Below are 22441 nucleotides of genomic sequence, written 5' to 3' on the forward strand. Positions count from 1 at the left end.
TCGGCCTCACGCAGTATCCGCACAATCTGCTCTTCGCTGTACCTTGCCTTCTTCATCTCGCTTCCTTCTCGCGTCGGAAGCTATTTTCTCAAACACCGTGTGGCGCGAATTTCTCAGAGCAGGTCAGCTTGGACGTTGGGGTTCTCAGCACCGCTGCGTAAAGGCAAGCTGCTCGGCTCATATCAAACGGCAACGAAGTCTGAGGTTAAACAATGGGCCTTGGGGTATCAATACAATCTGTCCAAGCGCACGGACCTATACTCGTTCTTCACTAGCACCGACTATCGAAACTTCACCGAGTCTCGTAATTTCAGCGGTCGGCAGTTTGCACTTGGTCTACAACATCGCTTCTAGCGTTTAGGCGCAATGTAATTTTTTGACCTCAGCCACTCGCTCTCGCCCGATCTCTCAAGATCGAGTCGGCTGGGTCTCTACCTCCGATCAGAGCCAACTAACACGCATGGTAGCCCTCGACACCAAACGCACGCGCCCGACAGACATGATATATATAGGCACAGGCTGGCGTTTTGCCTCAGCCAAGCAAGGCGAAGCTCTCCTCGATTACTCCTGGCGCACGAATCGCTCTAATTCTGGAACAAGCGCCCACCCCATAGTTATATTGACTTCCTGTAAAATCAGCGATGAAGCTGCTAGTTGTTGAAGACGAAAGAAAGTTGGCGGCCTACCTTGCCCGTGGCCTCCAGGAAGAGGGATATCAAGTCGACGTGGCTCACACCGGGTTGGACGGATTGCATCTGGCTGTCGAGTTTGACTATGATTTGATTTTGCTCGACTGGATGTTGCCAGGCGTGGACGGATTCTCCATATTGCAGGTACTCCGTAGGACGCGCAAAACTCCTGTTTTGATGCTAACCGCTAAGAGCGATGTTGATGATCGCGTGCGCGGTTTACGTGCTGGTGCCGATGATTACCTCACCAAGCCCTTTTCGTTTTCCGAACTCATAGCCCGCGTAGAAGCACTGCTGCGCCGCGGCGGATCGGAATCGGCCGACGCACCCCAGACCATGTTCAAAATGGCTGACCTTGAGGTGGATTTGGTCAAGCACCGAGCCCGGCGAGGCGACGAAGTGCTGGACTTGAGTCCCAAGGAGTTTTCACTGCTCAAGCTGTTCCTAGAACATCCTGGCAGAGCGCTCACGAGAACCTTCATTGCCGAACACGTGTGGAACATCAACTTCGATACCGAGACGAACGTTGTCGAAGTAGCGATACGCAGACTGAGACTCAAGCTCGACACACCTTTTCCCAAGCCCTTGTTACACACAATACGTGGCGTAGGCTACATTCTCGAAGATCGTGATGCCCCCCCCAAGTAAGGTACGCTCACTCGGTAAAGAGCTTTCTTTCCGCTTGGCCTTACTAACGTTCTGCGGTTTGGCTTTGGTCAGTGCTATCGTCTATATTGCAACGGCCGTCCAGTTGGACGATCGACAAACCAGCCAACTTCTGCAATATAAAAAACTTGTGGAACATCTGGCTGCGGAGCACTCCCGCGCCCACGAAGCAGATCTCTTCAACCACAAGCTCGACGACCTGTTCGGTGGCCGCGCGGACATTTCGCTGACTCTAAAAACCGCAGCGGATGTACCTACATATGCGAGCAAGTCCTCGATAGGAGGATCTAGACGTACCTATCAGTTTATGCTCGCCACAGGTAGCGACGACCAAGCTCGAACGACGGCTATCCTTACGCTGTCTACACAGAGAGATGACCAGTTGCTTCGGCATCTCGCTTTGACCTTATTCATCGTCGCATTGGGCGGAGCGTCCATCGTCTCGACATGTGGATTCTTTTTGGTGCGATGCGGCTTGGCGCCGGTCGGGCACTTGGTGCGACAAGTCAAGGCAATCCCGACCAGCCGGATCCATACGCAGTTGGACGGTTCTTTACAACCTGTAGAGCTCCAGCCCCTCGTAGAACAGTTTAACGCACTCTTACACCGGCTGGACCAAGCGTATGAGCAACAAAAGGGGTTCAATGCCGATGTTGCACATGAGCTTCGTACGCCATTGGCGAACATGACTGCGAATAGCGAGCTTGCGCTGATCAGTTCTGCAGACCAACAAGCACTGCGCGACGCCCTCGAATCCAATCTCGAAGAGCTAGGCCGCATGACGACAATCATCAGTGACACGCTCTTCCTCGCTCAGGCTGACCGAGGTGAAGAGGCAAGAAAAAGTCAGACGAGCAGTCTTTTGAACGAACTCCGCAACGTACTCGTCTATTACGAGGAAACTTTAGAAGAAGCGGACCTCAGAATCACGACAGAAGGTGATGCCGCGGGCGAATATGACATCTCCCTGCTAAGAAGGGCCATCTCGAATCTGGTCGAGAACGCCGCACGTCATGCGACCAAAGGCAGCGTCATTCTGCTACGGTTGTTGCGCGAAGGAACGAACACCGTGATCGAGGTAGAGAACACGGGGAGCCCAATTCCCCCAGAGCAGTTGGATCGCATCTTTCAACGCTTTTACCGAATCGCTGAAAATCACAGCAACCATCGGCGCAATCACGGGCTTGGTCTCTCGATCGTCGCAGCGATCGCCAGGATGCATGGAGGCCAAGCATTCGCTCACTCCTCCGAGACAACGACGCGCATCGGGCTTCGCCTGCCCACGCATGCCAACTCTCCCAAACTTCTCTAGAGATCGAATAAGGAAGCGCCGCTCACGGGTAAGTGCTCTCGGAGTAGTCTATGCGTACAGCGGTGCCGCCCCCCTCGCTCCTGGACGCACGAATAGGCCATGCCAACCGTTCCGCTAGAATGCTTACCACGACCAGACCCAGCCCTGACGACTTTCGCCTATTCCATGGGTCGTCTTTACTCAATGTAGTCAACAGGTCAAAGCCGGCATCATCGAGCCCGCCGCCCTGATCGCACACTTCAAGATAGTCTCTCTCCACCACCACGGCGATGAGCCCCACGGTATGCCGCAAGGCATTCTGAAGAATGTTGACCAAGAGCATCTTCGCCAAAGATCGATCAGCGAACGTGACGGTATCACGTCGCTTGACTACGGAAATGCGAGAAGTACTAGCATCTACATTCGCTAGATCGGCAAGCGCTTCGGTCAACAATTCGACGACATGAAAACGCTCTTCTCTAGTAGGGATCTCCTGCTTACGTCCCATCTTTAGAACCACTTCGAGGTTACCTGCCATCTCTTGAGCAGCCCGTTGCGCGCGTGTCAGCGTCTTCAAGTCTGCTTCCCCTAACCCCCCTCTGTCTCTCATGACATTCAACGCCCCGGTTACCACAGCAATCGGCGTACGCAACTCATGACTGGCCAATCGCAAAAGCGTTCGCTCCCTAGCGATATACGCTTCAAGTTCCCGCAGAAAAATATTGAAATTCTCCGCAATGGAATTCAGCGCTGAATCGTGAAACTCTGTGGGCACTCTGTCAATTGTTTCGCTGGGCCGGGTCCTATCAATCATCAGCGCGAGCGAGCGAATCGGTCGTACAAGCCGCAGCCCCCCGACTCTGGCCAGGAAGAACGCCACGATCAGAACCAGAAAGCTCGTGCCCCACACTCCTCGCTCAAGGAGGACAATCTCGTTCTCGAAGAGAGTGATGTCTCTGGCCAAATAGAACGTACCACCTTCCACCGGTGTAATAGCGACGAGGAACGTCTTTTCGTTAAAAAAGACGTCGTCTGAAAAGGGTGCCTTCCGACCTTGAAATAGCTCGGGGAGCTCGATCTGGCTTAGTGACTCCGTCGGGACATAGAGGGCCATCATCCCTGGCGATGACCATTGCATCGGGGCACCCGTTGTCACCGCACCAACGAGCGCCTCTCGAATCTGCCGCATATCCGTACGCAACATGGCTCGCTCAATACCTTCATGAGCCATCATTGACACTAGCACGACGGCGGCCAGGCAGAAGCCCGACACGGAGGCAACCAGCCACTGAATCCGAGTTGATATCGACCGGGTCATTTCACTCTTCGTCAGGTTGAATTAGCCTGTAGCCCCGCCCTCTTATTGTTCTGATTAAGTCAGCATTTACGGTTATCTTTAGCAGACGCCGCAAGTTGTATATATGGGTCCGCAATGTATGAGCATCGACTTCTCGATCTTTGACCGAAAGTTCTGCCATAAGCTCCTCATAGCTCACGAAGCTTGGATAACGCTTGATTAGGGTCTCGAAAATCACGGCTCCGCTCGATCCCAGTTCGACACTCGGCCCACCTTCTACCGATAATGTCAGCGTTCCTTGATCAAAGCCAAGCACCCCTGCGCGAATCGTTTTTTTCCTGACTGAAGACCGTCGATGCAGCGCCTCAATGCGGGCCTTGAGTTCACGCAGATCAAACGGCTTCACCAAGTAGTCGTCGGCTCCACTCTCAAACCCTTCCATCTTGTCCTCTACTTCGGACCGAGCAGTTACCAGAATAATAGGAGTGGAGGATCCCAACTCACCGCGGACCTTTCGACAAAGCTCAATCCCCGACAAGGCGGGCAACATCACATCCAAAATGATGACGTCATACTGATTGACGCCGAGCAGATGTAGAGCTGTCAAGCCATCATAAGCAAAGTCGAGCGCATAACGCTGTTCGCCCAAATATTCCATAATATTTTCGGCCAACTGCAATTGATCTTCGACGATGAGAACCCGGATCAAACGGTCCATATCATACTGCGCGGGCGGTGAGGTGCACGAGTCTTGAGGATGACTCTGGAATGTCAGCTGTCGAAACCACGACGAGGAAATAGCGTTTGTTCTCATACGCAAGCTTCCAGCCAGAAGGAATCATTCGAGTGAACTCTTTGAAGACTAGCTTCGGGACTGCCACGTTGACCGGTTGATCAGAGGAGGCCAGTATTGCGAAGAGATCGCGCAACGCTACCTGCTCGGCTTTGCCTGCTGAGTAAAATCTTGCTGAGAATGGCATTGCGTCCACGTAGATAAGGCGCGCATCGGTACCAGCACCGCGGCTCTGGGCATAACGAATCAGCGATCGCTCTGACTTCACCCGATCAGGCCAATCACTTACCACGCCGGTGAGCACGAGGCATATCAGTGGCACGAGTGCGCCCGCAACTACAACACCCTTGTTCTTGATAGACCATCCCCTCCTGCGAATATACAGGGCGCTGAGCATGGCGAAGGCAGGTAACCCAGGTAGTACATATGTCCACAGGATGTTATGAGCGAATGAAAAAAAGAACATGGGAAACACCGCCCACGACGCCATGTATTTCACTTCATCGTCGCGCACAAGCATAGGTATATCGGCGAAAGTGGAGCGTCTGAACACCGCCTCGAGCAGAGCCACCAGTAGTACCAAACTCCATGGGAATGCAGCCACCCCCCAATTCCACCATATGGCGCCAAACGGCTTGAGATGGGCCGAACCGTACAGGTCCCCCTGCCAACCTGGCTCCAGGAATCGCAGTAAATGTTCGCCGATGATGAAGTATTGGAGAAAGCCAGGGGTTCGAATTTCCGCCATACCGTACCACGGCAGAACCAAAAGCGCAGTTAGCAGCCCCCCCCTTAACCACGGCAAGCTGCGCAACGAGCTCCAATGCATCCGCGACAAGCACAGCCAGATCAATATTGGCCCAACGATTAGGACGGCGGCCAGAGGCCCCTTTGCCAAGAGGCCGATAACAATACCGAGAAAGAAGCCGTAACCCCAGGCTTGGCTCTGATTAAGCACAGCCAATCTGAACGACACCATACTCAGCGTGGTTCCTAATGCTAGAAAAGGATCGGTCAACACGGCGCCGGCGCCAACAAACGCGAGTAAAGACGTGGCAAGAATCCATGCCGTCAATTGCGCGCTAGCTAGATCCCGGACCGTACGCAAATATGCGAACGCTAGCGCGATAGTTGCTGATGCGACCATCAAGGATGGCAACCGCCCTGCGATCTCATTTACGCCAAATAGACGAAAGCTCGCAGCTTGGGCCCAGAATGACAATGGCGGCTTTCCCCAAAATGGCACGCCTGGCGAGAACCAAGGTGTCACCCAGTTATCCGTTTCGATCATGAGACGGGCTATTTCTGCGTATCGGGGCTCCGATGTATCAATGAAAGGCACTAGGTACATCGCGACAACGCGAACACCGATCACTGCACCAAGCAGGAGGACTATCAGTCGAGTGTTAGATGCCATTCGAATCAGTGCTGACGTTGCTGCGCCGGCATATGCGCCCGCTCGACTATGCCCTGTATCAGATAAACCGGCCGCTGTTTGATTTCCGTATGAATTCGTCCCACATATGTACCTAGCACCCCGATAGTCGAGAGCTGCAAGCCGGACAGGAATGCCAACAGCGCAACGAACGCAAGCGGAACAGATATCGACTCACCATAAAGCAAAGCACGAGCTATGACGAAGAGGCCAAGCACCGAACCTATAATCAGAATGATGGCTCCGGCAATGGAAGCTATGCGAAGTGGGCTGAGCGAGAACGAGGTGATACCATCAAAGCCAAGCTTCGCCAGATTAGCCAACCCCCATTTGCTTTTGCCGGCCGCACGCGGTGCTCGATCATAGAGAATCGTCGTGGTGGGCATGCCGATCCACGCGAAGAGTCCTTTCATGTATCGACTGCGTTCCGTCATGCTTCTCATCGCGGCAACGGCTCGCCTGCTCAGCAGCCGAAAGTCGCCGGTGTCCGGCGGTATTGCGACCTCGCTCAACCGATTCAAGATTCGATAGTAGAGATGTGCCGAGACACGTTTCATCCATGTATCTCCCACTCGGGTCCGTCGACGCATTACTACAACGTCCGAGCCCGCTCGCCAAGCATGAATCATGTCTGGAATCAGCTCTGGCGGATCTTGCATATCTGCATCGAGGATGATGACGGCATCCCCTCGGGCATAGTCAAGTCCCGCTGTCATCGCCGCCTCTTTTCCAAAATTTCTCGACAGATGAATGACACGCACAGCATCCATGTCGCTCGCAACGCGATCGAGGTATAGGGACGTGCCATCAGTGCTACCGTCATCGATGAATAGCAATTCATACGAAAGCGAGAGCGAGTCCAATACATTCCTGAGCCGGGCCAAACAGACGGGTAGCACGGCTAATTCGTTGAACACCGGGATGATGACGGTCACTACAAGCGGTGCCGATGGGAAATGCGGCAAGAGTGCGCCACTCATGAGCGAAAAATCCGCCTTGTCATAAAAAAATTGAAGACGGCTACGAGCGCGGTGGTCAGCAGTTGTGCTGAAGCAACATTCGTAGACAAATTGTCGAATACCCATTTGAAAATCGTTGAATTAAGCGACCAGCCGGCACACACTAGTAAAGCGTAAGGTAGTGCATGTAAAAACGCTGTCCTGGAGCTAGGAAAAGTTATCGTGCGCTGCCATACAAAGTTGACAAAGGCGCCCGTGATCGCACCAATGGAGGTTGCAACCACGGGGCTGACAGAGCAAACGATCAATACAAACATCGTCAGCCAGTGCATACCTGTGGCCGCAACTGCTCCAACCAGATAGCTACTCGCCAAACGAGAATAAACGCAGATCCAAGTTCTCAGCAGAGAATCTCCTTCAGAGATGTCCGGATGCGGTGGAGTGTAGCGAGAGCTACCCCAAGCCTTGATCAACGGATAATCAAGAATTCGTCAAAGTTGATTTGCTCCGTGTGAAGCAGCTCTGCTCTATGAGAGCGCCCCGACTTGATCGTCGGGGCGTCAGTCCGTCCAAGTAGGCTAAACAGCTACGTCTTGCTGTGGCAGAACGCTGCTCTCATCATCAGACTCCTTTCGGTGGACCAAACGATACAAGAGCGGAAGAACGAGTAGCGTAAGAGCAGTCGACGAGATAATGCCTCCGATTACTACCGTAGCGAGCGGCCGCTGAACCTCCGCGCCAGTGCCTGTGGCCAGCGCCATGGGAATAAAGCCGAGCGAGGCCACTAGGGCTGTCATCAACACTGGACGCAATCGCGTCAACGCCCCCGTCCGAACAGCTTCCTGAAGCGTTGCCCCTTCTGAACGCAGGGATCGGATAAAGGACAACATGACGAGACCGTTGAGCACGGCCACACCCGAAAGCGCGATGAAGCCGACGGCGGCCGATATCGACAGCGGAATTCCACGCAGCCACAGGGCAAGAATGCCCCCCGTCAACGCGAAGGGAATGCCAGTAAAAACGATCAGTCCGTCTCTGACATTACCAAACATCGCAAAAAGCAAAACAAAAACGAGCAGCAGCGCGACAGGTACCACGATCTGTAGTCTCGCTGTCGCGGATTGCAGTTGTTCGAACGTTCCCCCCCATGTAGACCAGTAGCCGGCAGGCAACGTGACTGCTTCGTCGATCCGCTGCTCGGCTTCAGTCACAAACGATGTAAGATCCCTCCCGCGGACATTCGCGCTAACTACAATCCTGCGCTTGCCATTCTCGCGGCTGATCTGGTTGGGGCCAGGAGCAAGATCGAAAGAAGCCACCTCCGAAAGAGGAACGAAGGCCGTCCGTGCATCTCCACTTCTAGGAAGGGCGACAGGAAGGCGCTTGAGACTCTCGATGTCGCTCCGAACATCGTCCGGCAGGCGCACCAGTACGTCGAATCGACGATCACCTTGGTAGAAGATACCTGCTTCGCGTCCACCCACGGCGGTGGCGATCGTCTCCTGAACCTCAGCCATGCTGACCCCATATCGTGCTGCCTTCTGTCTGTCGACAGATATGGTCAGCATGGGAAGGCCCGTGGTCTGCTCCGCCTTGACCGACTCGGAACCCGCGATCTTGGATAGAACGCCGACCACTTCCGCAGCCGAACGCTCAAGTTGTGCCATGTCATCGCCGAAAATCTTGACTGCGACGTCCGAACGCACACCCGAAATGAGTTCATTGAATCGCATCTGGATCGGCTGCGTGAACTCGTAGTTATTACCAGGCACCTGTTCAACAATTTCCTGGATTGCGGCGAGCACTTCCTCGTGAGACCGCCTCGGCTTCGGCCAATCAGCAAGCGGCTTCATGATGATGTAGGTATCCGCGATATTGGGCGGCATCGGATCTGCAGCCACCTCTGCCGTACCCACGCGCGCGAATACCCGATCCACCTCAGGTACCTTCTTGATATTCTTCTCCAGGAGCTGCTGCATGGCGACGGATTGCGAAAGGCTTGTGCCAGGAACACGCAACGCCTGGACGGCGATGTCCCCTTCGTTCAGGTTGGGAATGAATTCCGCGCCCAGTCTCGTGGTCAAGGCCATCGAAAGGACGACTGCGACGCCAGCAAACACGAGTACGATCAAAGGATTGGCCTGGGTCCAAGCCAACATTGGCTCATATCCACGGCGTGCCCACGACATCAAGCGATTCTCTTTCTCCTCCACCTTCTTGTTCAAGACAAGTGCGACCGCAGCAGGTACAAAGGTGATCGACAGGATCATCGCTCCCAATAGGGCCAACACCACGGTGATAGCCATGGGATGGAACATCTTTCCTTCTACGCCGCTCAGCGCGAAGATCGGTAGGTACACGATCATGATGATCAACTGCCCGTAGATCAGAGGCCGACGGGCCTCGCGTGCGGCCTCGAAGACCTCGCCGAATCTCTCCTCCCTTGTCAACAGCCGTCCCTGGCTGGCTTGAGCGTGCGCCAGCCGGCGCACGCAGTTTTCGACAATCACTACCGCTCCATCCACAATGATCCCGAAATCTAGCGCCCCCAAGCTCATAAGGTTGGCACTGACTTTATAGGTAACCATGCCGGTGAAAGTGAACAACATCGATAAGGGAATGATCATCGCAGTGATCAGCGCCGCTCGAATGTTGCCCAAGAACAAGAACAGTACGACGATGACGAGGGCAGCCCCTTCGACCAAATTCTTCTTGACGGTTGCGATGGCCTTGTCGACAAGGTTGGTCCGATCATAGACCGTGATTGCTTTTACACCGGGCGGCAATGTCTTGTTGATACTAGCCAGACGTACATCTACGGCTTGGGCGACCGAACGGCTGTTTTCGCCGATCAGCATGAACACGGTTCCCAGAACGACTTCACGCCCATTTTCGGTCGCCGCCCCTGTCCGCAACTCTTTGCCGATACCGACTTCCGCCAGATCTCTAACCCGGATCGGTTGCCCTCCCGCGCTACTGACGATGATGTTGGCGATATCTTCAATCGAGCCTACCTGACCAGGGGCACGAACCAAGTACTGTTCGCCACCCCGCTCGATGTACCCAGCACCAACATTGACGTTGTTGTTCTCCAGCGCAGCCACGACGTCAGCCAAGGTCAAACCGTAAGCGGCAAGCCGCTCCAGGTTGGGGGAGACGACATACTCCTTATCATAGCCGCCGATCGTGTTGACCTCGGTGACGCCCGGCACCGTGCGCAGTTGCGGACGGATAATCCAGTCTTGAATTTCGCGTAGATCAGTAAGGGTGTACTCGGATCCATCAGGCTTCTTTGCACCAGGCTCCGCCTCTACGGTCCACATGTAGATCTCGCCCAGCCCAGTCGATATCGGCCCCATAGTCGGCGTAATGCCGGCAGGCAGAGATGCCGCAGCCTCCTGGATGCGTTGGTTGACCAACTGACGCGCGAAGTAAATGTCGGTTCCGTCCTTGAAAATCACCGTGACCTGGGACAAACCATAACGTGATAGCGAACGCGTCTGTTCTAGATCCGGCAACCCCGCCATAGCCGTTTCTACGGGAAAGGTAATGCGCTGCTCGGTCTCCAACGGTGAATATCCAGGCGCAGCCGTGTTGATCTGCACCTGCACGTTGGTGATATCGGGCACCGCATCTATGGACAGTCTCGTGTAGTTATAAGCCCCGATGCCGATGAGCCCAATAACGGCGAGCATGATCAACCATCGTTGCTCGATGGCAAAGCGAATTAGTTTCTCAAACATGATTTTTCCTGCGAGAGCCTAGATGCGTGCGATGCGAGCCATCTCGGTCAAGTTCAGTGAGCATGTTCCGCCTCACTCTTGCCGAGCTCCGCCTTCAACGTGAAAGTATTGGTGGCTGCGTAGCGCTGCCCAGGTGCGAGACCGCCAGTCACTTCGACGGAGACACCATCCGAGCGTCCCACCTGAACCTTCTGAGCCTTGAAGCCCTCAGGAACAACCAGGAAAATCGTGCTTGAGTTATCTACCGTTTGAATCGCAGACGCGGGTACGGCAATAGCCACCGGTTGAGGCTTTGCCATGACTTCGGCCGTAATGAACAGCCCAGGGCGCCACAACGCCCCCGGGTTCTGTAACGTGACTCTCGCGGTGGCCGTTCGGGTCTGATCGCCGATCAGGGGTCCCACATAGTCCACGGTTCCCTCGGTGGTCTGCGAGAACGCACTTGTCGAGATTCGAACCTTTTCTCCGACGCTAACCACAGGAAGGTCTTTGGGCGCAACGATGAACTCCGCCCAGACCGTACGTAGATCTGCGATCGTGAACGCCTGCTCGGTCTCGGTGACGGCTTCGCCCAATGTCATATGCTTGGCGATGATCACACCCTCGAAAGGTGCCCGCAACGCGTACTGGTTGAGTCCGGAAGCTACCGGCCCAGCTCCAACAGCCGCCAGCTTCTGACGCGCATTCTGCACAGCAATGTTTGCTTCCTCTCTTGCGGTTTTGGCCTGAAGAAACTCTTGCTCAGCAGACACCTTCTCGTTCCACAGCCGTTCTTCGCGCTTGAATGTCTGATCGGCCAGCTCCGCCCGCCGCTGTGCAGCCGTCAACTCGCTTCGCAGATCAGACAAGCTCGTACTGGCGATCATCGCTAGTACCTGCCCGCCTTTGACTGTTTGCCCCAGATCGGCAGAGACGGCTTCGACAATGCCTGCTACCCGCGGCACCACGTGTGCCAACCGATCTGCATTGAACCGGATTTCCCCGGGGAAGCGCGTAGACGGAGTGATTGTGCCGGGACCTGCAATAGAAACTCGAATATCGCTTTGAGCCGTCTGCTCGGCCGTGAGCTTGATTACGCCTTCATCATCATGCCCTTCTTCGGTAGTGCGGGTACCGTTATCACTTTCCTGGCCATGACCATGACCATCGCCGTCGTCATGCGAACCAGGCTGATAGAGAATTCCGAACATGGCAAAGGCGCCGGCCGCAACGAGGGCTGCCGCGACGATAGCCTGCTTCTTAGTAATCGACATATACCTTCCTTAGCGACCGAGAACCCGATCGATGACAATGGCGGCCTGATAGGAATCAGCCAATGTGGTCAGATAGCGAATGCGTGATTGAAAAAGCGTCCGCTGAGCATCAAGCACATCAATAAAGCCGAATTTGCCCGCTTCAAACCCCTTTGTCGCCACGTCGTACGCCTGCTGGGCTCCAGGAAGCAAGGTCGTGCGCAGCATCTGAGCTGCAGCCCGGGCCTGAGACAGGCGTAGCGCTGCCTGCGACAACTCATTTCGCATCGTGATCTCGATCGAACGGTACTGATCTTGTGCTTGGTCAGCGCGAACCTTGGCCTCGTAAAGATTGCCTTGGTTTCTATTGAAGAGCGGTAGTGGAATCGAAATGCCGATCAGGGTCTGATTCCTACCCAGCTCGTTGTTGCGCTGGCTACCGGCAGAAATCGTTATGTCCGGATATTGCTTGGAGCGCTCCACATCGACAACAGCCTGACGGCGCTCGATTTCCAGCCGCCCAACCACCAGTTCCGGTGAGGCACCAAGATCACGTAGCATCGCATCTACCGGACCACGGTCGGGCAGTTGTTCGAGGTCACCAATCGCGCGCAAAAAAACTGGATCGCTATTGCCCCAGAGCATCGCCAGGGACCGACGTGCTCCCTCTAAACGGGTACTGGCATCGGTCAACGCAAGCTCGGCATTGCCCTGCTCGACCTGGGCGCGGGTTTCTTCTAGTGGAGGCACTTTGCCTGAAGCTACTCGACGGCGAGCAATATCCGTAGCCTTCTTCGCGACACCCAAAGAGGCTTGCGCCAGCTCTACGCTCTCTTGTGCAATGAGTACCTCGAAAAATGCGGCGACCGTCGCCGCGCGCACGTTGGCTCGGGCCAGAGTCAAGTTCGCCACTGCGACGCTCTGGGCTCGCTGGGCAGCAACAACGCGGGCCGTCCGCTTGCCTCCCAGCTCGATCGGAATACCGATTTGCGCGGCGGTTGTCCGCGTCTCCCGCCGCGTGTCTTCCGTGCTAACGGAAAGCTCGGGGTTGGGTATCAACCCCGCCTGGGTGATGCTGCCATCCAGCGCATCGACCTCCTTAGCCGCTGCCTGCAACGCAGCATTGTTGTTGGCGCTCAAGGCCAGTGCGGCATCCAGGGTCAATGGAGCGGCAGGCTCAATTCCCTGAGTCGACGGTAGGCTGGAGAAAGGTTGTGCCCATGCGGGCACCATGAGATTGGCGAGCAGCGCCAACCACAATACAAGGAATCGCATCGAATTTCACCTGAAACGAAATCTGGAAATTCGGCGAGACAGGAAGGATGTTACGGTCTCGCCGACTAACTAGGCGAGACGCGCCACTGAGGCCGTTCAGGTTGAAAAACAGGGCTGGGTAAGGGCGACCAGTGCGGTAGACCACTCAGCACAAACGCCGCTGAACTCGCCGCAACGAACGCAACTGCAGAGAAGACAGCATGGCTAGCGACCAGATGACAAGCCATGCAATCAGCATGGGACCATCCGGCGTCGCTCTTGCCCGAATCTTCACCCATGTGAATGTGTTTGTGATGCCCGAAGTGGCTCGACACTGCCTGCTCCGACTCGTGCTCGCAATACCGCGCTGATGCCCCCCAGCTAGCCTGGAACGGCACAAGCACGATCAGAAGGATGACGAAGAGTCGACGCATTGCTGAAGTTTACTGGATGTCTACGATGCCATTGACCAACAAGTTACTGACAATTTTGTTATCTCTTGCGCCGCACCACTTGCGAGCCCGGCGAGCTATTGCACAACCGACCGTCATTTAGAACCCTGAAGTGACTTCATGGTCAAGAATAATTTTATGTCTGTTGTGCTTCAGGTGGGCATCGCACCTCGTTGGAACGAAGAAAGCTTGTAAGAGTAGCAGCTGCCCGCGCTCGAATACCGGCATAGCGCCGGCAAGAAGTCCGCACCATATCAACGGACTGCTAAACCGATCCGCTCGCGGGACGCGCGTTCGTAGGATGAACATATCGCTGGGGTCGAGCTGAGCGTGAGATCCCTACAAGTCCAGCTTGCCGGCTTCTGAACAAGCTAGCACTGCCACTGATCGTCAGTCCCGCACTCAGCCCAAGTCCGCAAGGTAAGAACCTCTCTGGCAATGTGCGAAAGAAGTCTATAGCTGTCGTTAGGTGCCGTCCCCGGTCCTTAAACCGAATTCATGTTTGGATGCAAATATCAAAGCGGCATCAAACGTCGCTCGTTCTCCTATACTGAGATGAAATACTCGCTGAAGTACAGCCCACGCCATACAGCGGTCTTTGAGATTCCAGTGAACATGCCAAAAGTTGCAGATCGGACTGATACGCGTGTGCAGCTCTCAGCGCATAAGATGCAGTCTCTGGTTGACATCAGGAAAACTTACTTCGCACACGGCGCCGATAAGGTCGGGGATGCACCTTCCTCATTTATCAGTGTGGCACAGGACAACTCCTCGTCAGATGCAGTCCGAGCGAAATTTGACTACCAGCGTTCGGAAGTGCTCGTGCCGGCAGAAAGATCAGTTGCTCTGCGCCGTCTATGCGCTCAGGCCGCTGACGCATAGCGCCCCAACAGGAAAGACGGCATGAAGCAATTGATCGCCTTCGACCTCGATGGAACACTCACCGAGAGCAAGCAGCCACTCTCAACCGAAATGGCTGCGCTACTTTCGCGTCTGCTTAGCGTTGCCGAGGTTGCCGTAATCTCGGGCGGAGACTGGCCGCAATTCGACAAACAGGTTGCCTCACGTCTGCCCGACAATACAGCGCGCTCGCGGCTATGGCTTATGCCAACCACCGGCACCAAGCTCTATCGATTCGTCGACGATGCGTGGCAGGCCATCTACGCCGAACTATTCGACGATATAGAGAAGACGAAAATCCGAATAGCATTCGATCGGGCGTTAGCAGAGGCGAAACTTGTCGATAAGCACATTTGGGGAGAGCGAATCGAGGATCGCGGAAGCCAGATCACCTTTTCTGGCCTCGGCCAAGATGCGCCTCTAAAGGAAAAAGAACGGTGGGACCCTGATCGCACCAGGCGCACCCAACTCCAGAAGACATTGCGTGCGGCACTGCCCGGCCTATCAATCACCCTGGGCGGCACCACGTCGATCGATGTCACTCGACCCGGCGTCGACAAAGGCTACGGTCTGAAACGGTTAAGCGCGGAAAGTGGCGTGCCGCTCGATGAGATGCTATTCCTCGGCGACGCGCTTTATCCAGGCGGCAACGACTATCCCGCGACCGAGATCGGATTGGATACGGTGAGGGTGCGCGATGTGGCTGAAACGGCGTCCGTCATAGCGGCAATCCGCCAGGGCATGTCCAACGAAGCGCCGTTGCCATCCTTGTGCGACTCGCAGCCCGTTGTCGAATCTCCCGCGCCCGCCGCCCCCGAACCAAAGCGGTATTACTTGAGCGAGGCCTTCGCACTCATCGCGCAGTATGGCAGTCTTGAAGCGGCCGAGGCCGCGCTGACGGAGGCGCGCGATGAAGCCCAAGGTTGATGCCGATAGACAGGGTGTTGTGGCCAGCCCGGAAGAGCCAGTCATCACGTATCCGGTCCTCGATGAAAACCAGTTGTCCTTGAGGTGGAATCTCTCAACCGGATCGGTGGGCGCAACCCACACCTCGTCAATAAAACCCGACTGATGCAACTGACTGGCTGCGACACGCAGCGCGGACAGATCGCCCTCAGCGAACTGCCGAAGGTAAGGCCCCTCGAAAGGGTCAATCAAAAGAACCCTCTTCGCAAAACGCGCACGCATCCCCAACTCACTGACCAGGTGCTGCACCTGCAAGTGGGCAGAGCTCGCATCCTGCGGGCAGCACTTGATCAAGAGCGTCACATCAGGGTGAGCTGACGGCTCGGGGATCGGCACTTCTTTATCGGTATCCAGCGCGCAAGCAGGGTGCAATGACCGCATCAACTCGCCGTAGTAGGTATCAAAGCCAGGCAGCGCACTCAAGGCCTCCACTTGGCGCTCAGGTGTCCTACGTCGTGCCAATTCATGATCGGACCATCCCAAGGTGCCACGCTGATCGCCGGCTTGCACCAGCGCCCGCAGGCTAGAGGGTTCTGCAAAGCGATCGTCGGCGTCCAATCGAGCGACCCACTTCGCATTTGGAAAGCACTCGTCCACCAGGTCGAGCAAGCCATTCCTGGATTGGGTGGGCGAACCGAAGTGCCCTGCTGCGACTACCAGCCGAGGGTCAGACAAGAGGTCGGCATGCAGCGATTGCATCCAACCCTCATCCGAACTGTCGTCCAGCACCAGGAACGCCAGATCGTCTGCCATGTCTTGCGCCATGGCGCTCCGCAACGCCTCGTTCAAACCACTCGGGTGGTTGCGGTGAGACAGACCCACGATGACCGATGCTTGCATGGCGACGTCACCGGGTGCGATGAGGAAGTGAATGTTTCGGTGCGTCAGGCGTACCTTGGGTACCCTCGGCTCTGACCAATCTGGCAGCCCTGGCTGCTCATGCCCGTTCACGCTCATGGCATGTCAACGCCAAACAGATCACGGGCACGCGCCTTGAACCTGGTCATGACGTCAGGCGACATCAAGTGACCGTGCATCGCCAGGAACTGAAGCAGACCTGCGCGCTTCTCAGGGCTGCCGGGGCGGGACAAAGCATCTGCCTGGCTGTCAATGTGCCAGGTCGCTGTCATTCGGTGGGTGAATGCCACTTTCAAATCAGGCAGTCCGAGTAAACGCACGGCCAAGTCTCGGTCATTGGTGCTGGGTAGACCATCGGTGAAGCCACCGACACGCATCAGGGCCTCCAGCTTGACAAAGGTATTGCTGCCCTGCCACCCGGGGTTACCGGCGAGGAAGTCATCCACTGTGACCGAAGACAACGGCGCTCTCGGAATCTCAACGCCATCCTTCATCACCCGAAGACCAGACAAGACGACGTCAGCACCACCGCGGGCACCTGCTCGCTCACATTGGCTCAAGTGATCGGGGTCCCATTCATCGTCGTCATCGAGTATCGCCACGTAGCCATCAAAGCCTTGTTCTTGCAGCCAAGACAAGCCGGTGTTCCAGGTGCCAGCAGCCCCTTGCATGCGCTCGTTCCGCAGGACAACGACGCCATTGATAAACGGATTACTGATCACACCATCTAATGCGCCAGGCTCTGGTAATCGACGATCAAATGCGAGCAGCAAAAGGTCTGGACGTCGGTACTGCTGGATGACGGAGATCAGAGCACGGCGCAGCAAATCTGGATTCTTGGGCTTTGAAGCGATCAGTGTGGCGATGGGTATGTGCTGCCCGGTCATGGGCTATATTCTCTGCGCGTTCTGCGCGCTTCTATCTGATCAGCTTGGCACCGACGCAGTCAACGTCGCTGTCGGGTCGAAAGCCACCGGTCGCCACGCACCCAGCCTTAAGGCGCCGGGCGACCGGCGGCTCTGCAGCGGTTGCGGTCAGTGAGATGCGCGCAGAGAAGGTCAGCTCTCGGCCAGAAGCAGACATTCGTTTTGCTATTTATATTCTATTGAGCCTAAATCCGGAGAATGGAGAATCAAATCTGCAAGGCTTGCCACCGGACCGCTTAACGAAGTTTCTGAGCGATGTACGAGATAAAGATCTTTGTAAACATCTTCTTCAATCGGAATTGCATGTAACCATCCGCTTGCCTGTTCATGCTTGACCGCGCTTTCCATCACAAGCGAGATTCCTAGCCCTGCGTGGACCGCGTGTTTGACCGCCTCGGTGCTACCTAACTGCATACCCACTGTGAACTCTGCCGAGTCGGCACCGGCATATTGTTGTAGTAGGCGCCCAGTTCCGGTAGCCGCTTCGCCTCCAAGCAAGATCTGGGATTTTAACCACTTAAGTGGAATGGTCGACTCGGCAGCCCAAGGATGGCCGGGGCGAACAATGACAACCATCCTCTCGCGCCGCCATACTGTTGAGACGAACCCAGGACGTGAGTCCCACCACTCCATTACCGCTACATCCACTTCAAGCGTTTCCAGCAAAGCGGCAATCTCGATATTTTTGCCGATCCTCACATCGATCTTGTTTGCTAATTTATCTTGGAGCGCCTTGATATAGGGTTGTAAAAGATAAATGCCGATATTGGAGCTTGCACCAACGACCAGGCTTTTATTGTGGAGGGCTGCCGTAGCCTTATGGCTAGTACGGAGCAATTGTTCCGCATAGGGGAAAAAAATCTTTCCCTCCAATGTCAGGCTTTGCGGCATTGTTGCGCGGTCAATCAGCCGGGCCTGCAAAGACTGCTCCAGCCGCTTGATATGCTGCGTTACTGTTGGCTGGGACAATCCAGTTTGCTTCGCCGCTTCGCGAAAGCCCCCGCATTTGACGACGGCAATGAACGTCGCCACACGCTCCAGATCTATCACGCCGCCTTTACTCCCGGATACGGCTGATTAATCGCGCCCATCGGTTTTTCACCAGCGAGTGCCTGGATGATGTTCATCGCTGCCTGCCGCTCGATTTCAAGCCGAACTTCCTTGACCGCCGATCCCAAATGCGGCGTAAAAAACGTTTGTGCCGTATTGTCGAGCAGCGCCTTGGGGATAGCCTGCGGGCGATCAGCGCGTATCCATTCTTCCATCTCGAAGACATCGGCTGCATATCCAGCTAGTTTTCCAGACGCCAGTGCTGCTATCACCGCATTCTCATCCACGACCGAGCCGCGACATGCATTGATCAGGTAGCTACCGGTTTTCATCTTGGCCAACGCGGTGGCATCGATCAGATGCAGTGTCTCTGCGGCCATCGGAACCATCGGCACGACATAATCACATTTTTCGAGCAGTTCATCGAGCGTGACGCGCTGTACGTGCCAAGCCTTTTCTTGTTCGGCATTGAGCGGAATCGGATCGCAATACAAGAGATTCATTTCAAAGCCAGCCAAGCGCTGGGCGATTGCACGGCCGACCGCCCCCATACCAATGATGCCAAGCGTTTTTCCTGTCAAACCAGAGCCATATAGTGTCGGCCGCCAGCCTTGGAAGTGTCCGCTACGGATTTGCCTATCGCCTTCCAGCATATGCCTTGTCAAACCGAGAAGAAGGCCGATAGTCAGTTCAGCGGTCGGGATCGTAAGCAAATCCGGCACAATCGTAAGCCATACACCGTGGCGTGTGCAGGCGTTGACATCGAAGTTATCATAGCCTTTAAGCGCGGCGCCGATGACACGCAGCTTTGGACATTCCTCGAGAAACGCGCTGTCGATGCTGTCCGGCATGAAAGCCATGAGTGCATCCGCATCTTTGGCTCGCGCAATTACCTCAGAACGCGGCAAGGTTTCCCGTGTGGTGTTGGGGATAACATCGGCGCTAGCGGACAACAATTCGATGATTTCCGGGTGCACCCAGTGGGTGAGGACGACTTTGGGCTTCATAAAAACCTTTGTAAGCTTTGGGAGTTATTTGAACTTGCGACGCAGGAAGGAGCTGAAGGCGTCGACGAGGGTAACCATGCCTAAAATAACCAGCAAAATAGCCGAGACATCCTGGTATTGCATGATGCGCAGAGAGCCCATCAGCTCGAACCCGATTCCACCGGCGCCGACCATGCCCATCACGGTCGAAGCACGGAAGTTGTATTCCCATCGATAGATCGCGGTATCGGCCATTTGCGGAAGCACTTGGGGAAAGATCCCATGAAAAATCACCTGCAATGGCGTGCAGCCCGCTGCATGCGCGGCTTCTACCGGTGCCGGATCGGCATGTTCGATCGATTCCGAAAAAAATTTGGCGATCATGCCAACCGAATGTAAGCCTAGGGCTAAAACACCCGGCAATGCGCCGAAGCCAACGGCTGCCACGAACAGGATGCCCATGATCAGTTCGGGTATCGATCGCAAAGCGTTTAACAGGCCGCGTGTGGCTTGATACACGAGTGGATGAGGGCTAGTATTCCGCGCGGCGAGCACTCCTAAGGGAATGGATAGCAATACCGCGATTGCCGTACCGGCGATACTCATGGCCAAGGTATCCAGTACCGGTTTGACCCAGGTGCCAGCCTGCGAGAAGTTCGGTGGGAACATCTCGCCGGCAATTTTTACCAGGCTTGGCATGCCATCCTTCAATCGCTCGGCATCAAATAGGCCGACGTAATACCAGCAACCGATCACAATCGCCAGCACAACGGCAAACTGCAGTATCGTGCGGTTCCATACGCGCTGGCGCTCGGCCAGAATCAAACCAAAATCAGCTTGCATGCTGTCGCTCACTTAGAACTTCGACAGATCGAGCTTGAGCAGTGTGCCAAGGCTGCGCACCACGTCATAGTCTTTGTCGCTGATCGGGCCGAAACCATCGGCTTTGAAAGGTTTCAGGACTTCCGGATCTTTGAGATTCAAGAAGGCTGCACGGATCTTTTCCTTCAGTTCCGGCTTCAGATTGCTGCGCATGGTCCACGGGTATTGCGGATATGGCTTCGATTCGGCAAGAACTTTTACTTTGTTGGGATCGACCAGTCCGCGCTGAACCAGGGATTCAAAAATCGGCTTACTCAAGCCGCCAGCCTGCGCGTGACCGTTTTGCACGGCCATGGCCACCGCGTCATGCGCACCGGCAAAGTGTTCGCGATAGTTTTCGCCGGCTTTCAAACCGTTTTCCGCCAATATCGACTTCGGAATCAAATGGCTGGAGGTGGATGCCTTATCACCGTAAGCGACATTCTTGTTGACGATATCACTGATTTTGGCGATGCCGGCGCCAGTATTGGCGATCAATACGGACTGGTAGGTAGTGCTACCCTTTTGCTTCATCGCTGCGAATGGCTCGATGTCGCTCTTTTGCTTAGCCAGCACATACGACAAGGGGCCAAAATATGCCATGTCGATACGGCCGTGACGCATGGCTTCGATCATTGACGAGTAATCAGTGGTAACCACCAGCTCAATTTTCTTTCCCAGCTCTTTTTCCAGATAGATTTCGAGCGGCTTGTTGTTTTTAATTACGGTCGATGCGTTTTCGTCCGGCAGCAGCGCAACTTTGAGCGTTTCTGGATCGGGATTGGATGATGCATGGCCAATGCTGCAGACGGCGGCAAGCAAGACAGACAATAATGCGGATGCGAGTTTTTTCATAATCAATCCTTTACGGTAGCAAGTTGCATGGGAAATGAAGTATCGATAAGCCGTTCCTCTCGAGCGTCTTGTGGAACGCTCAAAGAAGAACGGGGTACTTGTTCATACAGCGTGTCGTAACTGGCTTGATCCAAAGTCTGCGGGGCGGCATCAAAAATGACTCGGCCATGGGACAGGCCAATAATACGGTCGGCATAACGTTGAGCGAGGTCTACCTGATGCAGGCTGACGACCGCCGAAATCCCGTCCTCTTTACAAATGCGGTGCAGCAGACTTAGCACTCGCTCTGCAGTAGCAGGATCGAGGCTGGCTACCGGTTCATCAGCCAACACCAGTTTAGGTTGCTGAGCCAGAGCCCGGGCAATACCGATGCGTTGCTGCTGGCCGCCGCTCAATGCGTCGACACGGCTTAAGGCTTTGTGCAATAAGCCGACTCGGTCCAGACTTTGCAGGCATATGGATTGATCCTTCGCCGGGAGGGGGAATAGACTGCGTAATGCCGTGTGGTAGCCCATTCGGCCCATCGAAACGTTTTGCAAAGCCGTCAGTCGGCCAATCAATTGATGCTGTTGAAACACCATGCCAGTCTGTCGGCGATGCATGCGCAATGCACGCGAGTTCGCCAAATTTCCTAAGCCGGCGACAATGGTGGTGCCGCGCTGCGACGCATGCAGCGAATTAATACAGCGAAGTAGCGTGGATTTTCCAGCGCCGGAAGATCCGAGCAATACGGTGAACTGTCCCTGATGGAGTTTGAGAGTGGTGGGATACAGTGCAATCGCATCACCATAACTGACTGAGACATTCTGTAGTTCGATCATGACACCTCCGGCAGATTTGAAATCGTAATCAAAAATGATGACCTGATTACGAATCTGAATTGCAGCGATGGTAATGTCGTGATATGACACCCTGATGACTCGTTGATGTCATTTTTGAGACATGGTCGCGGGTGCCTGTGAGGGAAATAAGTTGTGCTATCTATGCCAAATATAGACGCCTGCTATCGGTCGATAGCCGCCGATCCAAGCGCGCAGCACGAGGGGCAGCTCTCAGCCTATAGTGGTCATCTCCTCGTGTGCTCCCAGAAGCCAAGAAAGGAGAAGACCGACCAGCCCCAAAAGTGGTACTGCATGGCATCAAGCATCCTGGCCGCGATGTACAAGGCGATGAACAAGAGGATGTTGGAGATGAGTTTCATATCACCGGGTCCTTAACTGAAGACCGG

Annotated in this window: 19 protein-coding genes; 4 read left to right on the plus strand and 15 right to left on the minus strand. The window is 55.1% G+C overall.

Going from position 1 to position 22441, the window contains the following annotated elements; all coding sequences use genetic code 11:
* The 3 genes from CDO44_RS03480 to CDO44_RS03490 form a co-directional block, all read left to right on the plus strand.
* Positions 1–354: porin (locus CDO44_RS03480; RefSeq protein WP_144389461.1), on the plus strand; the 354-nt coding region annotated here is incomplete at its 5' end.
* A gap of 287 nt (positions 355–641) precedes the next feature.
* Positions 642–1337 (plus strand): heavy metal response regulator transcription factor, encoded by a 696-nt coding sequence (locus CDO44_RS03485; RefSeq protein ID WP_087778965.1) that lies wholly within the window; start codon positions 642–644, stop codon positions 1335–1337.
* Entirely contained in the window at positions 1321–2667 is a 1347-nt protein-coding gene (locus tag CDO44_RS03490; RefSeq protein ID WP_087778967.1) for a heavy metal sensor histidine kinase, read from the plus strand. Before CDO44_RS03485 ends, CDO44_RS03490 begins: the two co-directional genes overlap by 17 nt.
* Positions 2668–2689: 22 nt before the next feature.
* Here the strand turns inward: CDO44_RS03490 and CDO44_RS03495 are convergent, their stop codons facing one another.
* From CDO44_RS03495 to CDO44_RS03530, 8 genes are all read right to left on the minus strand, one after another.
* Positions 2690–3964, minus strand: a complete 1275-nt coding sequence (locus CDO44_RS03495; RefSeq protein WP_087778969.1) for a sensor histidine kinase KdpD — start codon at positions 3962–3964, stop codon at positions 2690–2692.
* 1 nt (position 3965) lies between these two features.
* Positions 3966–4661, minus strand: coding sequence for a response regulator transcription factor (locus tag CDO44_RS03500; RefSeq protein WP_087778971.1), 696 nt, complete (start codon positions 4659–4661; stop codon positions 3966–3968).
* Between the two features lies 1 nt (position 4662).
* Complete coding sequence (locus tag CDO44_RS03505; RefSeq protein ID WP_087778974.1) at positions 4663–6153, minus strand: glycosyltransferase family 39 protein; 1491 nt, start codon at positions 6151–6153, stop codon at positions 4663–4665.
* Positions 6154–6158: 5 nt separating this feature from the next.
* Positions 6159–7256, minus strand: coding sequence for a glycosyltransferase family 2 protein (locus CDO44_RS03510; RefSeq protein ID WP_233146026.1), 1098 nt, complete (start codon positions 7254–7256; stop codon positions 6159–6161).
* Complete coding sequence (locus tag CDO44_RS28320; protein ID WP_087778978.1) at positions 7148–7462, minus strand: GtrA family protein; 315 nt, start codon at positions 7460–7462, stop codon at positions 7148–7150. Before CDO44_RS28320 ends, CDO44_RS03510 begins: the two co-directional genes overlap by 109 nt.
* Before the next feature lie 246 nt (positions 7463–7708).
* Positions 7709–10873, minus strand: a complete 3165-nt coding sequence (locus CDO44_RS03520) for an efflux RND transporter permease subunit (protein WP_087778980.1) — start codon at positions 10871–10873, stop codon at positions 7709–7711.
* 53 nt (positions 10874–10926) lie between these two features.
* On the minus strand, positions 10927–12126 hold the full coding sequence (locus CDO44_RS03525; protein ID WP_087778982.1) for an efflux RND transporter periplasmic adaptor subunit: 1200 nt from the start codon (positions 12124–12126) through the stop codon (positions 10927–10929).
* Positions 12127–12135: 9 nt separating this feature from the next.
* Entirely contained in the window at positions 12136–13380 is a 1245-nt protein-coding gene (locus CDO44_RS03530; RefSeq protein ID WP_087778984.1) for a TolC family protein, read from the minus strand.
* A gap of 1334 nt (positions 13381–14714) precedes the next feature.
* On the opposite strand from CDO44_RS03530, the gene CDO44_RS03535 reads away from it, so the two are divergent.
* Positions 14715–15638, plus strand: a complete 924-nt coding sequence (locus tag CDO44_RS03535) for an HAD-IIB family hydrolase (RefSeq protein ID WP_087778986.1) — start codon at positions 14715–14717, stop codon at positions 15636–15638.
* A 992-nt stretch (positions 15639–16630) separates the two neighbouring features.
* Here CDO44_RS03535 and CDO44_RS03540 read toward each other — a convergent pair.
* The 7 genes from CDO44_RS03540 to CDO44_RS28240 all read right to left on the minus strand — a co-directional run bounded on the left by CDO44_RS03540 (position 16631) and on the right by CDO44_RS28240 (position 22414).
* A complete protein-coding gene (locus tag CDO44_RS03540) occupies positions 16631–17422 on the minus strand; it encodes a glycosyltransferase (RefSeq protein WP_045785179.1) in 792 nt (263 codons plus the stop codon).
* 204 nt (positions 17423–17626) lie between these two features.
* Positions 17627–18511 (minus strand): LysR family transcriptional regulator, encoded by an 885-nt coding sequence (locus tag CDO44_RS03545; RefSeq protein ID WP_080324167.1) that lies wholly within the window; start codon positions 18509–18511, stop codon positions 17627–17629.
* On the minus strand, positions 18508–19518 hold the full coding sequence (locus CDO44_RS03550; RefSeq protein ID WP_009238667.1) for a phosphonate dehydrogenase: 1011 nt from the start codon (positions 19516–19518) through the stop codon (positions 18508–18510). The genes CDO44_RS03545 and CDO44_RS03550 overlap by 4 nt, the downstream gene beginning before the upstream one ends.
* 24 nt (positions 19519–19542) lie before the next feature.
* The gene (phnE, locus tag CDO44_RS03555) at positions 19543–20340 is read right to left on the minus strand and encodes a phosphonate ABC transporter, permease protein PhnE (RefSeq protein ID WP_009238668.1); all 798 of its coding nucleotides are present in this window, start codon (positions 20338–20340) and stop codon (positions 19543–19545) included.
* Between the two features lie 12 nt (positions 20341–20352).
* Positions 20353–21213: a phosphate/phosphite/phosphonate ABC transporter substrate-binding protein gene (phnD, locus tag CDO44_RS03560; protein ID WP_046983516.1), complete on the minus strand. Its 861-nt coding sequence runs from the start codon at positions 21211–21213 to the stop codon at positions 20353–20355.
* A 2-nt stretch (positions 21214–21215) separates the two neighbouring features.
* Positions 21216–22034, minus strand: a complete 819-nt coding sequence (phnC, locus tag CDO44_RS03565) for a phosphonate ABC transporter ATP-binding protein (RefSeq protein WP_020200553.1) — start codon at positions 22032–22034, stop codon at positions 21216–21218.
* Positions 22035–22279: 245 nt separating this feature from the next.
* The gene (locus CDO44_RS28240) at positions 22280–22414 is read right to left on the minus strand and encodes a hypothetical protein (protein ID WP_255407782.1); all 135 of its coding nucleotides are present in this window, start codon (positions 22412–22414) and stop codon (positions 22280–22282) included.
* Between the last annotated feature and the right edge of the window lie 27 nt (positions 22415–22441).

Origin of the sequence: Pigmentiphaga sp. NML080357 (genome assembly GCF_002188465.1) — a bacterium.
GTDB lineage: Bacteria > Pseudomonadota > Gammaproteobacteria > Burkholderiales > Burkholderiaceae_B > Pigmentiphaga.